Below are 14,523 nucleotides of genomic sequence, written 5' to 3'. Positions count from 1 at the left end.
GCGGGAGCCGACCGCGTCCGCAGACAAGCTCCGGCCGTGGACGGATGCGCGGGTAGCTCTGCCTGTGGAGGAACGGGCGGGTAGCGTCGCGCGCATGGCCAACATCGTCACGCAGATCGCAGAGAAGGTACGCCCCGTCGGCGTGTCCACGAACTACGGGGAGCCGGTCGAGGTCGGCGACCAGACCCTCATCCCGGTGTCCCTCGGCTGGTTCGGCTTCGGTGGGGGCGGGGACGGCGACGACAACGGTGGCGGAGGCGGCGGTGCCGTCTCCATCCCGATCGGCGCCTACGTCCGACGCCCCGGCAAGGACCTCGAGTTCGAGCCGAACCTGATCTCCCTCCTCGCGGTGAGCGTCCCGGTCATCTGGGTGACCGGGACCGTCCTGCGCAAGCTGGTCCGCGTCCTGAAGAAGTGACCCACTGACGGACCTGGAGGCGCGGTGCGGGCCCGCCCCGCGCCTCCAGGACGTCCTGTGGTCGCGATCCGTCACCGGGTCGCGACCACGTCTACAATGGCGGGACACACACGGGAGTCCGGGATCGCCGGGCTGAGAGGGAGCGAGTGGCGCTCCGACCGTCGAACCTGATCCGGATCATGCCGGCGCAGGGAGGAGTCCAGGGCCATGTCCACGAGCACGCACACTGCTGTTCCGTCCATCCCCGTCAGGCGCTCGCTGCGCTGGCGGGTCGTCGACATCGTCGTGGCGAGCGTGCTCGCCGTCGCGATCGGTGTCGTCTTCAAGCTCTGGGAGTTCGGCTACGAGCCGATCAGCGCCGTCGCCGCGCTCGTGCTCCCCGGCACGCAGGCGCTCTTCGGCGGGGTGTGGCTGCTCGCCGGGCCCGTCGTCGCGATCATCGTCCGGAAGCCCGGAGCGGCCCTCTACGCCGAGATGGTGGCCGCCTCGGTCGAGGCGCTCCTCGGCACGCAGTGGGGCTGGCTGACGCTCGAGGCCGGCCTCGTGCAGGGCCTCGGCGCCGAGCTGGTGCTCGCGCTCTTCCTGTACCGCGTGTACCGCCTGCCGGTGGTCGTGCTCGCCAGTGCCGCGGCCGGGCTGGCGCTCGGGCTGAACGACACGGTGCTCTGGTACCCCGGACTCGACCTGGCCTTCAAGGTCATCTACGTCGTCTCGGCGATCGTCTCCGGTGCGCTGATCGCGGGCGTCGGCTCGTGGTTCCTCGTCCGAGCGCTCGCCGCGACCGGCGTCCTGTCGTCGTTCGCGGCGGGCCGTGAGCACTCCAGACGCGGTCCTCGCACCGTCGCGTGACCGTGGCAGCCGCGCGGGTCACCTTCTCCGACTGGGGCTGGCGGTACGCGGAACGTGACGCCTGGGCCGTCCGGGGCGTCGACCTGACCGTCGAGCCGGGGGAGCGGGTCGCGATCGTCGGTCCCTCGGGCGCCGGCAAGTCGACGCTGCTGCGGGCGGTCGCGGGCGTGCTTCCGGACGAGCCGGACGCCACCGACGACACCGCGGCCTCCGTCCAGGGGTCGGTCCTCGTCGACGGTGCCGAACCGCGCGCGGTCCGCGGGCGCGTCGGCCTCGTCATGCAGGACCCCGAGGCGCACACGGTGATGTCCCGCGTCGGCGACGACGTGGCGTTCGGCTGCGAGAACGCCGGCGTCCCGCGGGAGGAGACCTGGCAGCGCGTCCGGTCGGCTCTCGACGTCGTCGGGCTCGACCTGCCGCTCGACCGGTCCACCACGATGCTCTCCGGCGGGCAGCGGCAGCGGCTGGCGCTCGCGGGCGTGCTCGCCATGCGCCCGGGTGCCCTCGTGCTCGACGAGCCCTGCGCGAACCTCGACCCCTCCGGCGTGGTGCAGGTGCACGACGCCGTTCGGGCGCTGCTCGACGAGACCGGGTGCTCGCTGCTCGTCGTCGAGCACCGCATCGGCACCTGGCTGGACCTGGTCGACCGACTCGTGCTGCTGGAGCCGGCCGGGGGTGTCGCAGCGGACGGTGCGCCTGCGGACGTGCTCGCCGAGCACGGTCCGGCGTTGACCGCCGCCGGCGTCTGGGTGCCCGGGTCCGAGCCCGAGCGGGGTTCGGCGCGTCGGGGTACCCGCACGCCGCCGCGAGCGGGCGAAATGCACGGGACGGTCCGCGGCGGACCGCACGCATTCCGCCCGCTCGGCGATCGGGACCCGGTGCTGCTCGCGGCGCGGGGGCTCGGGACCGCCAGGGGGAAGCGGCAGCCGGTCGGGAGCGGGATCGACCTCGACGTCCGGGCCGGACGGGTCCTCGCGGTCACCGGGCCGAACGGCATCGGCAAGTCGACGCTCGGCCTCACGCTCGCCGGGCTCCTGCGCCCCGCCGCGGGGTCGCTCCGCGCGGGCACGGCACTCGCCGACGGCATCGGTGACGCCCCCGCCGCGTGGACGAGCAGGCAGCTGGCCGGTCGGATCGGCACGGTCTTCCAGGACCCCGAGCACCAGTTCGTCGCCCGCACCGTGCGTGAGGAGCTGGCCGTCGGCCCCCGCGCCCTCGGAGCGGCGGACGTCGATGCCCGGGTCGACGAGCTCCTCGACGCGTTCGGCCTCGCGCACCTCGCCGACGCCAACCCCTTCACGCTGTCCGGCGGCGAGCAGCGGCGGTTGGCGATCGGGACGGTCATCGCCTCCCGGCCGCCCGTCGTCGTGCTCGACGAGCCGACGTCCGGTCAGGACCGGGCGACCTGGCAGGCCGTGGTGGAACGGCTCGGCGAACTCGCCGACGCCGGCACGGCGATCGTCGCCGTGACGCACGACCGTGACCTCGTCCGCGCGCTCGATGCGGACGAGGTCGTGCTCGGGGCGACAGGGGCGACGGGGACGACGGGGACGACGAGGGCGACAGGGGCGACGGGGGCGAGCACCGTCGGGCCGGCCGCCGACCTGCGCGACCCGGCCACGGAGGTGCAACCGTGACCGCGCACCAGGCCGCGGCCGGTCTGCCCGGACGAGCCGCGCCTCCTGGACCACCCGACGGCACCACGCGTGCGCGCGGCGTCCGCGGAGTCCAGCCGGTGGCCTCGCTGCTGGGCGTCCTCGCGCTCGGCGTGTGCCTGGTGCTGAGCCTCGACGTCGTGTCCGCGACGGTCGCGCTCGGTCTCGAACTCCTGCTCCTGCCGCTCCTGCGGATCCCGCTCCGCACGCTGCTGCTGCGGACCTCGCCGGTCCTGGTCGCGGTGCCGCTGACCGCGCTGAGCATCGCGTTGTACGGGCGGCCGTCCGGGCGGTCCTGGTTCGACCTCGGGTTCGCGCACGTCACCGACGGGTCGCTCGCACTCGCGCTGGCGACGGCGCTCCGTGTCCTGGCGATCGGGCTGCCGGCGGTGGCGTTGTTCGTGCGGGTGGACCCGACCGACCTCGCGGACGGGCTCGCGCAGCTCCTGCGGCTGCCGGCACGGTTCGTGCTCGGGGCGCTCGCGGCGATCCGGATGATGACGCTCCTCGGGGACGACTGGCGACAGCTCGGCATGGCCCGTCGGGCCCGCGGCGTCGCGGACACCGGACGGCTGCGGCGTGGCGCGTCGATGGCGTTCGCACTGCTCGTGCTGGCGCTGCGGCGGGCGACGACGCTGGCGGTGGCGATGGAGTCGCGGGGGTTCGGCGCTCCCGGGCGGCGGACGTGGGCGCGGAGTGTGCGGTTCGCGGGGCCGGAGTGGGCGATGGTCGGCGTGCTCGTCGGGATCGGTGTCGTGTCGATCGCGGTGGCCGTGGGCGCGGGGACGTGGCGTGCCTGAGGGGGAACCCGACGTGGGTGGCGCGCGCGGCGCGAGCTGTGCGTCGGGGCGGCCCGTCGGCCGGCTTCCGGGCCCCGGAGACTCGCTCGTCGAGGCCCTCGCCGCCGCGGCCGCCGGGGTCGCGGCCGCCTCCGGAGCGCGACTCGTCGTGCTCGTCGACGGCAGGTCGGGCACGGGCAAGACGACGCTCGGCGATTCCCTGGCGGACCGGCTCGGCGCGCAGGTCGTCCACCTCGACGACGTCTACCCGGGATGGGACGGGTTGCGGGCCGCCGCGGAGGCCGTGGTGACCGACGTCCTCGGGGAACGCTCCGGCTACCGACGGTGGGACTGGGCGACGTCGTGCCCGGCGGAGTGGGCCACCGTCGACCCCGGGCGGCCGATCGTGGTCGAGGGGTGCGGTGCGCTGTCCCGGGACTCGGCGCCGCTCGCGTCGTTGCGGGTGTGGCTCGAGGCCGACGACGACACCCGGTGGGAGCGGGCGATCGGGCGTGACGGCGAGTCCTTCGCGCGGGAGTGGGACCGGTGGGCGGCGCAGGAGGCGGCGTTCATCGCTGCCGAGCGGCCGGCGGAGCTGGCGGACGTGGTGCTGCGGACGTAGGGCGCTCCGCGTGCGGGGCGGCGCGCGCGGGGCGTGCGGCGCGCGCGGGCGCGCGGCCCGGCGCCCGGCCCGGCGCGGGCGGCCGGCGAGTTCACGCGCTGGGCGACACTTCACGTCGGATCGCGCCCGTGATGTGTCGCTCAGCGCGAAACCTCAGCCAGCGCGCACCCTCCCCGCCGCACCCCGCGCACCCCGCCGGGCCGCCGCCACCGGGTCCACCGCGAACACCGCCGCGACGATCGAGAGCACCGCGTACACCCCGAGGTACCCGCACAGGATCCACGGCGAGCCCCCACCGAGCTCGACGAACACGGCCGCGAGCAACGGCGTGAGCCCCACCGAGAAGATCGACCCGATCTGGTACCCGAGCGACATCCCCGAGTAGCGCCGACCGGTCGGGAACTGCTCCGCGAACCACGCCGCCTGGGGCCCGTAGATGCTGTCGTGGAACACGCACATCCCGATCAGCGCCACGAGCGGTAGCAGCACGAGCGGCCCCGCGTCGAGGAACGCGAAGAACGGCCAGATGAGCACCGCGATCCCCACCGCCGACCAGATCGTCAGCACCCGGCGGCCGACGCGGTCGGACAGCCAGCCCCAGAACGGCGTCGACACGAGCGACACCGCCGAGATGACGAGCACGGCCTGGAGCCAGGCCGAAGCGCCGGAAGGGCCCCGCACCGACCCGAGGTACGTCAGCGAGTAGGTCGTGAGGATCGAGTACAGCGCCGGCTGCACGAGCCGCAGCCCCGCGGTGACGAGGATCGCCCGCGGGTGCCGCCGGATCGCCTGCCACACCGGGAACCGTTCGACGTTCCCGGAGGCGCGCAGCTCCTGGAACACCGGCGCGTCCTGCACGCCGAGCCGGATGACGAGTCCGACGGCCACGATCACCGCCGAGAACAGGAACGGCAGCCGCCAGCCCCACGCCAGGAACGCCTCGGTGCCGAGCAACCCCCGGACGAGCGTGAAGACACCGGTCGCGAGGAGCATGCCGCCCGCCGACCCCATCTGCGTGAACGCCCCGAACAGTCCGCGGTGCCGCTCGGGTGCGTGCTCGACGGACAGCAGCGCCGAGCCGCCCCACTCGGCCCCGGCCGCGACACCCTGCAGCAGCCGCAGGACCACGAGCGCGACGACGGCACCGACGCCGATGGTCGCGGCGGAGGGGATGACCCCGATCAGCGTCGACGCGATCCCCATCAGCACGAGCGACGCGACGAGCAGCTTCTTCCGCCCGATCCGGTCGCCGAGGTGGCCGGCGATGATCCCACCGAGCGGACGGGCGACGAACCCGACACCGTAGGTCGCGAACGACGCGATGACGCCGACCGCGGGGGTCACGGAGGGGAAGAACGTGGGCGCGAACACGAGCGCGGACGCGGTCGCGTACAGGTAGAAGTCGTAGTACTCCACGGTCGTCCCGACGAAGGACGCCAGGGCGACGCGACGGCGGGTCGCGGTGGTCGACGGTGCGGTGGAACGGACTGGAGGCGCGGCTGCGGTGGTCGAGTTCGGCACCCTCAGGAGCATGGTCGCGTCGCGCACCTCGGGGAACACCCCGCGTAACGCGAGGTCACGTCACGCCCTCCCGCGACACCCCGGCGGGGAACATGGACCGCATGAGCGATGCACCGAACCGCCCGCTGCGCTTCGCGGCCTTCGTCATGAACACGACGTCGCACATCCAGCACGGCCTCTGGCGGCACCCGGACGCCCGCCAGGCCGACTTCGACGACGTGACGCTGTGGACCGACCTCGCGAAGACCCTCGAGCGTGGGAAGTTCGACGCGATGTTCTTCGCGGACGTCGTCGGGACGTACGGCCCCGGACGCGGCGACTACTCGACGAACCTGCGCGAGGGGCTGCAGATCCCCTCGAACGACCCGTCCGTCCTGCTCTCGGCGCTCGCCGTGTCGACGGAGCACCTCGGGCTCGCGTTCACGTCGAGCGTCATCCAGTCGCACCCGTTCGACTTCGCCCGCAAGGTCTCCACCCTCGACCACATCACCCGGGGTCGGATCGGCTGGAACGTCGTCACGAGCGCCCTCGACAGCGCCGCGCGGAACTTCGGCGCCGATCGGCTCGAGGAGCACGACGAGCGCTACGTGTGGGCCGAGGAGTACCTCGAGGTCTGCGCGAAGCTCTGGGAGGGGTCGTGGGAGGACGGCGCCGTGCTCAAGGACCCGGTGCGCGGCTACGCCGACCCCGACAAGGTGCACCGCATCGACCACCACGGGAAGCGCTACGACGTGCAGGGCCCGCACCTGTCGGCACCGTCGCCGCAGCGGACGCCCGTGCTCTTCCAGGCGGGGTCCTCGCCGGCCGGCCGTGCCTTCGCCGCGCGGAACGCCGAGGCCCAGTTCATCCTGACGTCGAACCGCGACGCCACCGAGCAGCTCATCCGCGAGACCCGCGACCTCGCTTCGGCAGCGGGGCGGCAGCGGGACGACATCGCCTTCTTCCTCGGGCTGACGTTCGTCACCGGGGCCACCGAGGCCGAGGCGAAGGCGAAGGAAGCGGAGATCGACGAGTACCTCGCGGCCGACGGCTTCCTCGTGCACTCGAACCTCGGGTTCGACCCCGACACCGGCGAGGCCCTCGACCCCGAGACGCCGCTGTCCGAGGTCCGCACGCACGCCGGCCAGTCCCACCTGCAGTGGCTCCGGGAAGCCGCCGGCGACCGGGAGCCGACGATCGCCGACCTCGCCCGACTCTCCGCGAAGCTCCGTGCCCGCGTGGTCGGGACGCCCGAGCAGATCGCCGACGAGCTCGCCGACTGGCAGCGCGCCGGGGTCGACGGGGTGAACGTCATCAACTGGACGCTGCCCGGCTCCTACGAGGAGTTCGTGGACCACATCGCCCCGACCCTGCAGGAACGCGGACTGATGCAGTCCGAGTACCGCGAGGGGACGTTGCGCGAGAAGCTCTTCGGCCACCCGCAGCTGCCCGAGAGCCACCCGGCGCGGCGGTGGCGGGGAGCGTTCACGGGCGGAGCTGCCGGAACCGGCGCGGACACCGCGCGCGACGCCGTGGAGGTGACCGCATGACCGACGCGACGACGACCACCGGGGGCGAGCCGTCCCTCCAGAGCGGCACCGGGACCAGCCGCCTGACGGAACTGCGCGCTCGGTTCCGGCCGCTGTTCGACCGCATCCGCGAGGGGGCCGTCGACCGCGAGCTGGCGTCCGGGACGCCGGGGGACCGGCCGCTGCCGCACGACGAGGTCCGTGCGCTCGCCGACGCGGGGTTCGGACGGCTCCGCGTGCCGGAGGACCGTGGCGGGTTCGGCGTGACGCTCGTCGAACTCGTGCACCTCGTCGCCGACCTCGCCGCTGCCGACTCGAACATCGCGCACCTGTGGCGCGGGCACTTCGGGTACACCGAACTCGTGCTCCTCCGGCCGTCGTCGGCCGGGCGGGACGAGTGGCTGCAGCGGATCGTCGACGGCGCGATCATCGGGAACGCGACGTCGGAGCGGACCGGGACGACGCTCGCCGACATCTCCACCACGGTGCGCCCCGCCGAGGACGGTTCCGTCCGTCTCGACGGCCGGAAGTTCTACTCGACCGGGACGCTCTACTCGGACTGGATCTACCTCGCGGCGGACCGGGACGGCGACCGGGTCACGTTCGCGATCCCGACCGATGCGGTCGGTGTGACCTCGGTCGACGACTGGGACGGGTTCGGGCAGCGGTTGACCGCGTCCGGCACAACCGTCTTCGATGGTGTGCCGGTCGACCCCTCCGTGGTCTCGGCGTACAAGGACGCCCCGCTGTCGCACATCCAGGCCTTCTACCAGCTGTACCTGCTGGCGGTCCTCGCCGGGATCGGGCAGGCGGTGTCCGACGACGCCGTCGCCTTCGTGCGACCGCGGACCCGGACGTACATCCACGCGAACGCCGCGCGGCCCGGGGACGACCCGCAGGTGTTGGCCGTGCTCGGTCGGTTGTCGGCCGGGGCGTTCACGGCCCGCTCGCTCGTCGCCGCCGCGGCGGGGCTGCTCGACGGGGTCGTGGGCACGAACGAGCCCGGGGCCGGCGTCGACCGTGCCCTGCTGGACGCCGCCGAGAACGCGGTCTACCAGGCGCAGATCGAGGTCGGGCCGCGGGTGCTCCGGGCGGCGTCGGAGCTGTTCGAGGTCGGTGGGGCCTCGGCGGCCGATCGCACGCGGGCGTTGGACCGGCACTGGCGGAACGCCCGGGTCGTGGCGTCGCACAACCCGGCGGTCTACAAGGAGCGGCTCGTGGGGGAGTACGCGCTGCACGGGCGGGGGCCGGTGGACGCGTGGGAGAAGTACCACGAGGTGGGGCCGACGCGGTTCTGAGGTGCTGGGGCGGGCGCCGGCGGGTGGCGAGACTCGGCCCGGCGGACAGTTTCGCGCCCGCACCGCCACGAAAGTGTCCGCCCAGCCGAGACTCGGGCGGCGTGGGCGTGGGCGCGGGTCCGGCTACGCCCAGCCGAGCTCGTGGAGGCGCTCGTCGTCGATGCCGTAGAAGTGCCCGATCTCGTGCACGAGCGTGGTGTGGACCTCGTCCTTGAGCTCCTCGAGCGTGTCGCACTCGGCGAGGTGCTGCTTCCGGAACACCACGATGCGGTCCGGGAGCTCGCCGAAGCCGTACTGCCCGCGCTCGGTCGCCGCGATGCCGTCGTACACGCCGAAGAGTTCCTCGCCGTTCTCCGGTTCGTCCTCGACGACGAACACCACGTTGTCGAGGCCGTCGACCATCTCGTCCGGCAGCAGGTCGAGTTCGTCGGTCACGAGCTGTTCGAACGCGTCGGCGGACATCTCCATCACGTCGCCGATCGTTGCAGGACAACCTGATCGAACAACGAAGGCCCCGGTCCGAGGGACCGGGGCCTTCCGCTGATCTGCATCAGCACTGGGGTGAATAACGGGTCTCGAACCCGCGACCTCCTAGACCACAACCAGGCGCTCTACCAACTGAGCTATATCCACCATGTGTACACCGGGCGACCGGCGCGACCACTCAATAGTAGTACATGCCGGGGGCGGGTCAGAACACGAGGGGTGAGCCGCGCCTCCTGGACGCGCCGCAGGCGGTGTGTCCTACTGCGCGAGCCGCGGCTCCCACTTGGCGACGACCTCGCTCGCGACGGCCTTGACGTCGTCCGAGGTGGGGCCGGGTTCGGCCACGAAGCCCGCCCGGCGGTAGTACTCGAGCTCGCGGATGGACTCGAGGATGTCCGCGAGGGCACGGTGCCCACCGTGCTTCTCCGGCGCGTTGAAGTACACGCGCGGGAACCAGCGGCGGCAGAGCTCCTTGATGCTCGACACGTCGACGCTGCGGTAGTGCAGGTGCCCGTCGACGCGGGGCATGTACTTCGACAGGAACGATCGGTCGGTGCCGATGGTGTTGCCCGCGAGGGGAGCGGATCCCTCGGCGGGCACGTGCTCGAGGATGTACTCGAGCACCTGGTACTCGGCGTCCGCGAGGCTCACACCGTTCGGGATCTCCTCGAGCAGCCCCGAGGTGGTGTGCATGTTCGTGACGAACTCGTTCATGTTGTCGAGCGCCGACTGGTCGGGCTTGATCACGATGTCGAAGCCGGGGTGCACGGGGACGAGGTCGAAGTCGGTGACGACCACGGCCACCTCGACGAGTTCGTCGACCTCGAGGTCGAGGCCCGTCATCTCGCAGTCGATCCAGACGAGGCGGTCGTTCGCAGTTGCCATGGTGTCGATCCTATTCCGCGGCGGGGCGGGGTCGCTTTCCGCCCGCGCGCCCGCGCCCGTTCGCTCGCGCCCGCGGCCCCGCACGGCCCGCACGGCCCGCCCGGCCCGCGAGCGGGCGGTATGCGCGCGCTGAGGGGCGCGGCTGGGACGTTTTCCGCCCGCCCGTGGTGCGGGGGGAGCGCGAGTGGGCGGTATGTGCGGGCTACGAGCCGCGGTCGGGACGTTTTTCGCCCGTTCGTGGCGCGGGGCGCGGGCAAGCGTCCGGACGGGCGGCGCCGGTCTCGGGGGCCGACCCGCGCCTCCAGGCGGCGCCCGTGCCATCTGCGCGCGCGGGCGGAATGCGCGGGGTGCGGGGCGTGGGCCGCGCAGCATTCGCCCGCTCTCGCGGGTGCGACGCGGCGAGCGGGCGGTACGTGACGGCTGTGGGGCGCGAGCGAGCCCGATTTCGCCCGCTCGCGGGTGCGACGCGGCGAGCGGGCGGTACGTGACGGCTGTGGGGCGCGAGCGAGCCCGATTTCGCCTGCTCGCGGGGTGGGCGCGAGTGCCTGGAGGCGCGGTGCCGGTCTCGGGGGTCGACCCGCGCCTCCAGGCGGTCACCCTGGGACCCGCGAGCGGGCGGAATGCGCGGGATGCGGGGTGCGACCGGGACGGAAAACGCCCGCTCGCGCGGGTGAGCGCGCGAGCGGGCAGAAGGTGCTGGGTGCAGCGGGTGAGCGGGACGTACTTCGCCCGCTCGCGGAGCGCGGAGCGCGGAGCCCGGCCAGCGCCGCGCCGGGGCCGCAGGCTACGCCATCTCGCCGGCGGCGATGGCCTCGGCCTCGACGGGCTCGGGCTCGGCGCCGTCGTCTACCCGGCGCAGCACGCGCGTGGTGCACACCACGACGACGAACGCGACGGCGACGGACAGCCCGGCGAACACGTACGCGGCCGACGGGGCGAACTGGTCGGCGAGCAGGGTGGCCACGGGCGGGGCGATCGCACCGCCGATGAAGCGCACCGCGGAGTACGCGCTCGAGGCGACGGAGCGGGGGAGGTCGGTGGCCTCCATGACGCACTCGGTGAGGACGGTGTTGAGGACACCGAGCACGAGGCCGCCGATGATGACGCAGATGATCAGGCCCACCTGCGACTGCACGACCACGGCGGCGGCGAACAGGTCGAGCGCGAGCAGCGGGAGCGCGATCTTCAGCACGGTGGTGCGGCGGAGTCGTGCGGTGAGCATCGGGGCGACCCAGACCGAGGTGATCGCGAGGCCGACGCCCCAGCCGAAGAAGGTGAAGCCGATGCCGAGTGCGCCGAAGCCGAGCGGGAAGGGCGTGTAGGCGAGCAGGACGAAGAAGCCGATGTTGTAGAAGAGCGCGGTGACGGCGAGGGCGGCGAGTGCCGGGCGACCGAGCGCGCGGAACGGTGCGGAGAGCTTGGTCGGCGTGGGCTTCTCGAGGTTCTTCGTCTTGAGGAGCGTGACGATGGCGATGAACGCGATGGCCATGAGCGTCGTGACGCCGAAGAACGGGCCGCGCCAGCTGACGGAGCCGAGCAGGCCGCCGACGAGCGGGCCGACGGCGATGCCGAGGCCGAGCGCCGCCTCGTACAGGATGATCGCGGACGCGGTGCCACCCGAGGCCGCCCCGACGATCGTCGCGAGCGCGGTGGAGATGAAGAGCGCGTTGCCCAGACCCCAGCCCGCGCGGAAGTCGATGATCGTCCAGACGCTGTTCGACGTCGCCGCGAGCACCGAGAACAGCACGATGAGCGCGAGGCCGATGAGCAGGGTGTTCTTCGCGCCGATGCGGCTGGACACCCAGCTGGTGAAGAACATCGCGACACCGGTGACGGCGAGGTAGCTCGTGAAGAGGAGCTCGGTCTGCGCCGCGGTGGCCTTGAGGGACGAGGCGATCGCGGGGAGGATCGGGTCGACGAGGCCGATGCCCATGAAGGCGACGACGCAGGCGAAGGCGATCGCCCAGACCGCCGATGACTGCTTGAGGATGCTGCCGGACTGTGCGGCGGGTGCGTGGGCGTTCACGCGTGGGTCTCCGTTCTGGTGGCGGTGGAGGTTCGGGCGGCGATGACCTCGACGGCGCCGTGCAGGGTGTCCCACTCGTCGTCGGACAGGTCGGCGAAGAGCGGGCCGACCGTCCGGGTGAGGGTGACCCGCCAGGACGCCAGGCGTTCACGGCCGGCGTCGGTGAGCTCGATGAGCTGCCCGCGGGAGTCGTCGGGGTCGACGCTGCGGGACACGAGCCCGTCGGCGAGCATGCCCGCGACGAGGCGGGTCATCGTGGGCTGCGCGACGCGGGAGGCGGCAGCGAGCTCGCCGAGGCGGAGCGGCTGGTCGGTCTCGAGGATGCCGAGCGTGCGCCAGACGGCGGAGGACGTGGTGTTCCCCGTCGCCTGCGCTGCGGTGCGGATCAGGCGGTTGACGGAGACGAGGAGCGTCTCGATCGTCTGTTCACGCGGTGATTCCATAGCAAAACTATATAGCGAGGCTATGAATGTGTCAACAGGCGGTCCCTGGTAGAAGGGATGCATGAGCGACATCACCATCCACGAAGGCGACGAGTACACCGCGATCTTCCACGGCGGACCCTTCGACGGCACGACCGACACCCGCACGGCCACGAGCGACGCGCTGGACGACGAGGTCACGGTGTTCGCCGACGTCGAGGGACTCCAGACCGCGTTCACCTACCGCATGACGAAGTCCCGCCAGGTGCTCGACCAGACCTCGGCCGAGTTCGAGTACGTGCCGGGGGAGTCCGACCCGGTGGACGACCTCGCGGACCGCGGGGACCGCAGCGGCGAGTTCGACCGCGAGTAAGCAACAGCGCCGCACCACACGCACCGGGAGTAGATCCGGCCGCGCCCGCGTTGCGGGACCACATGCAGCTCGACCTCTGGACGTCCTCGTTCTGCGCCCCGTGCGCCGCCGCCCGCCGGGTGTCGGCCGAGGCGTCCGAGCTCGTCCCCGGGCTGCACGTGACCGAGCGCGACGTGGCGAACCACCCCGACCAGGCGGAGGACCTCGGCATCCGGTCGACCCCCACGATCATCGTGCGGCGGGACGACGGTGCCGAGGTCTTCCGGTCACCTGGCGTCCCGACCCGGGACCAACTGCTCCTCGCGATCGCCAAGGCGGTCTGACGGGCCACCACCGGACGCGGCCCCTCCGGACGCGGCCCTGCCCGACCCGGACCCACTGACACGCTGACTCGTCGGCGCGAGCAACACCGGCACCTCCGCCGGCCGCACCACCCGCCGCACCTGCCGGACGACCCGCTTCAGCGCCCGCACCGGCGCCCCGATCACCAGCGCGACGGCCCCGAGGACACTCCGTTCGTCCGGCCCGAGTGCGTTCTTCCGCTCCCAGGCCCGACGCAGCACGCCACCGCGACTCCGGCGTGCCGCCGGTCGGTCGCGCAGGACGCCGGCGTCGCGTGACGCCATGAGCTGCTCGGTCCGCTCGGCCCAGTCGTCCTCGGACTCCGGGTGGAAGTGGTTGTCGTGCATCCACTCCTCCCGGACCGTCCCGAACCGGCCGTCCACCAGGTCGACGGCGTCGCCCTCGAGCCCGCTGCCCACGAACACCTCGTTGATGAGGTGCCGCCCGATGCCGAAGTCGGTCAGGGTGAGCGCGGGGATGCCCCGGGCCGCCGCTTCGAGCACGGCCGTCGAGCTGATCGTGACGAGGGCGACCGCCCGGTCGAGGTGCGCGGACATCGGCCCGCTCTCGACCACGAGGTTCGCCGGCGCGTCCGTCGGTACGAGGTCCGGGTACGGGTCCTGTTCGCGGTGCGTCTGGTGCTCTCCGGCGGCAGCACGGACCTTGATCACCACGCGCCACTCCGGGTGCCGACGGGCGGTCTCGGCGAGCCACCCGACGACACGCTCCCGCTCGGCACGTTCCGCGGGGACGCTCGGCTGTGCGGCGAAGACGACGGAGTCGCGCGGTGAGACCCCGTCACGGCTCGCAGCGGCTCCGGACGGCCGCGCGAACGGCAGCGTCGCGAGCGCGAAGTGCGGCTCGACACCGCCCTCGGTCGCGAGCTCCTCGTAGGCGCGGACCTCGCGGTGGCTGTGCAGCACGAACAGGTCGGCGCGCGCCCGGAAGAACACGCCCTTCCACTTCGCCGGGTAGGAGATCCCGGGCAGCCCCGTCACGAGGACGGGTCGCCGTGGCACACGACGGTGGACCTCCTCGATGACGAGCTCCGCCACCGGTCCGATCAGGGACACCAGCACGGCGTCGGGCGGGTCCTGCCGGAGTCGTTCGACGATGGCGTCGACCTCGCGTGCCTCAGGCGGCGCGGCGGCCAGGTGTGCGAGCCGGTCGTCGAGCCCCCGGAACGCGGACCGCAGCTGCGCGCGGCTCGCGGATCGCGGCGTCGCCACCGTGAGCAGTTCGAGGTCCCAGTACGCGGGTGCCGTGGCGAGCAGGTGGGCGCCCCACTTCGCGAACGAGTCGGTGTCGACCAGACCGACCACGCGTCGGACGCGTGGCA

The 14,523-nt window shown here is 72.9% G+C and carries 15 protein-coding genes, 1 tRNA gene and 1 riboswitch; of the genes, 9 read left to right on the top strand and 7 right to left on the bottom strand.

The genetic code is table 11. The features are described from left to right. The first annotated feature begins 94 nt into the window (after window positions 1-94). The 5 genes from BM028_RS01350 to BM028_RS01330 all read left to right on the top strand — a co-directional run bounded on the left by BM028_RS01350 (window position 95) and on the right by BM028_RS01330 (window position 4,323). Entirely contained in the window at window positions 95-418 is a 324-nt protein-coding gene (locus tag BM028_RS01350) for a hypothetical protein (RefSeq protein ID WP_070416624.1), read from the top strand. 101 nt (window positions 419-519) lie between these two features. Further along, window positions 520-629: riboswitch (TPP riboswitch) on the top strand. Next, entirely contained in the window at window positions 626-1,267 is a 642-nt protein-coding gene (locus BM028_RS01345) for an ECF transporter S component (protein ID WP_092384097.1), read from the top strand. Its footprint overlaps the riboswitch before it by 4 nt. Further along, window positions 1,264-2,904 carry an ABC transporter ATP-binding protein gene (locus tag BM028_RS01340; RefSeq protein ID WP_175495949.1) on the top strand — a complete coding sequence of 547 codons (1,641 nt, stop codon included), beginning with the start codon at window positions 1,264-1,266 and terminating at the stop codon, window positions 2,902-2,904. Before BM028_RS01345 ends, BM028_RS01340 begins: the two co-directional genes overlap by 4 nt. Then, complete coding sequence (locus tag BM028_RS01335; RefSeq protein WP_254789350.1) at window positions 2,901-3,722, top strand: energy-coupling factor transporter transmembrane component T family protein; 822 nt, start codon at window positions 2,901-2,903, stop codon at window positions 3,720-3,722. The genes BM028_RS01340 and BM028_RS01335 overlap by 4 nt, the downstream gene beginning before the upstream one ends. Before the next feature lie 13 nt (window positions 3,723-3,735). Further along, window positions 3,736-4,323: a nucleoside/nucleotide kinase family protein gene (locus tag BM028_RS01330; protein WP_092384095.1), complete on the top strand. Its 588-nt coding sequence runs from the start codon at window positions 3,736-3,738 to the stop codon at window positions 4,321-4,323. 153 nt (window positions 4,324-4,476) lie between these two features. Here BM028_RS01330 and BM028_RS01325 read toward each other — a convergent pair whose 3' ends face one another. Beyond that, window positions 4,477-5,856 (bottom strand): MFS transporter, encoded by a 1,380-nt coding sequence (locus BM028_RS01325; protein ID WP_092384878.1) that lies wholly within the window; start codon window positions 5,854-5,856, stop codon window positions 4,477-4,479. A gap of 89 nt (window positions 5,857-5,945) precedes the next feature. Between BM028_RS01325 and BM028_RS01320 the strand changes: the two genes are divergently transcribed. Next, a complete protein-coding gene (locus BM028_RS01320) occupies window positions 5,946-7,373 on the top strand; it encodes an LLM class flavin-dependent oxidoreductase (RefSeq protein ID WP_092384876.1) in 1,428 nt (475 codons plus the stop codon). After that, complete coding sequence (locus BM028_RS01315) at window positions 7,370-8,650, top strand: acyl-CoA dehydrogenase family protein (protein WP_092384093.1); 1,281 nt, start codon at window positions 7,370-7,372, stop codon at window positions 8,648-8,650. The genes BM028_RS01320 and BM028_RS01315 overlap by 4 nt, the downstream gene beginning before the upstream one ends. A 123-nt stretch (window positions 8,651-8,773) precedes the next feature. On the opposite strand, the gene BM028_RS01310 is transcribed toward BM028_RS01315, so the two are convergent. The 5 genes from BM028_RS01310 to BM028_RS01290 form a co-directional block, all read right to left on the bottom strand. After that, window positions 8,774-9,118 (bottom strand): metallopeptidase family protein, encoded by a 345-nt coding sequence (locus BM028_RS01310; protein ID WP_070416619.1) that lies wholly within the window; start codon window positions 9,116-9,118, stop codon window positions 8,774-8,776. 89 nt (window positions 9,119-9,207) lie between these two features. Continuing rightward, window positions 9,208-9,283 (bottom strand) — tRNA-His (locus tag BM028_RS01305). Window positions 9,284-9,394: 111 nt separating this feature from the next. Further along, window positions 9,395-10,021: an oligoribonuclease gene (gene orn, locus BM028_RS01300; protein ID WP_092384091.1), complete on the bottom strand. Its 627-nt coding sequence runs from the start codon at window positions 10,019-10,021 to the stop codon at window positions 9,395-9,397. Window positions 10,022-10,805: 784 nt separating this feature from the next. Beyond that, window positions 10,806-12,047: an MFS transporter gene (locus tag BM028_RS01295; RefSeq protein ID WP_070416617.1), complete on the bottom strand. Its 1,242-nt coding sequence runs from the start codon at window positions 12,045-12,047 to the stop codon at window positions 10,806-10,808. Further along, window positions 12,044-12,490, bottom strand: coding sequence for a MarR family winged helix-turn-helix transcriptional regulator (locus BM028_RS01290; RefSeq protein WP_175495948.1), 447 nt, complete (start codon window positions 12,488-12,490; stop codon window positions 12,044-12,046). The genes BM028_RS01295 and BM028_RS01290 overlap by 4 nt, the downstream gene beginning before the upstream one ends. A gap of 61 nt (window positions 12,491-12,551) precedes the next feature. Between BM028_RS01290 and BM028_RS01285 the strand changes: the two genes are divergently transcribed. Together BM028_RS01285 and BM028_RS01280 are read left to right on the top strand one after the other, a co-directional pair. Then, complete coding sequence (locus tag BM028_RS01285) at window positions 12,552-12,842, top strand: hypothetical protein (RefSeq protein WP_071295918.1); 291 nt, start codon at window positions 12,552-12,554, stop codon at window positions 12,840-12,842. 62 nt (window positions 12,843-12,904) lie between these two features. Further along, window positions 12,905-13,165 carry a thioredoxin family protein gene (locus BM028_RS01280; protein ID WP_092384087.1) on the top strand — a complete coding sequence of 87 codons (261 nt, stop codon included), beginning with the start codon at window positions 12,905-12,907 and terminating at the stop codon, window positions 13,163-13,165. On the opposite strand, the gene BM028_RS01275 is transcribed toward BM028_RS01280, so the two are convergent. Continuing rightward, window positions 13,109-14,506, bottom strand: coding sequence for a DUF6716 putative glycosyltransferase (locus BM028_RS01275; protein WP_139219721.1), 1,398 nt, complete (start codon window positions 14,504-14,506; stop codon window positions 13,109-13,111). The two genes, BM028_RS01280 and BM028_RS01275, sit on opposite strands and share 57 nt — an antisense overlap. Between the last annotated feature and the right edge of the window lie 17 nt (window positions 14,507-14,523).

The sequence above is a fragment of the Curtobacterium sp. YR515 genome (genome assembly GCF_900113095.1).
Taxonomy (GTDB): Bacteria; Actinomycetota; Actinomycetes; order Actinomycetales; family Microbacteriaceae; genus Curtobacterium.
This window is presented reverse-complemented; position numbering and strand designations above follow the sequence as displayed.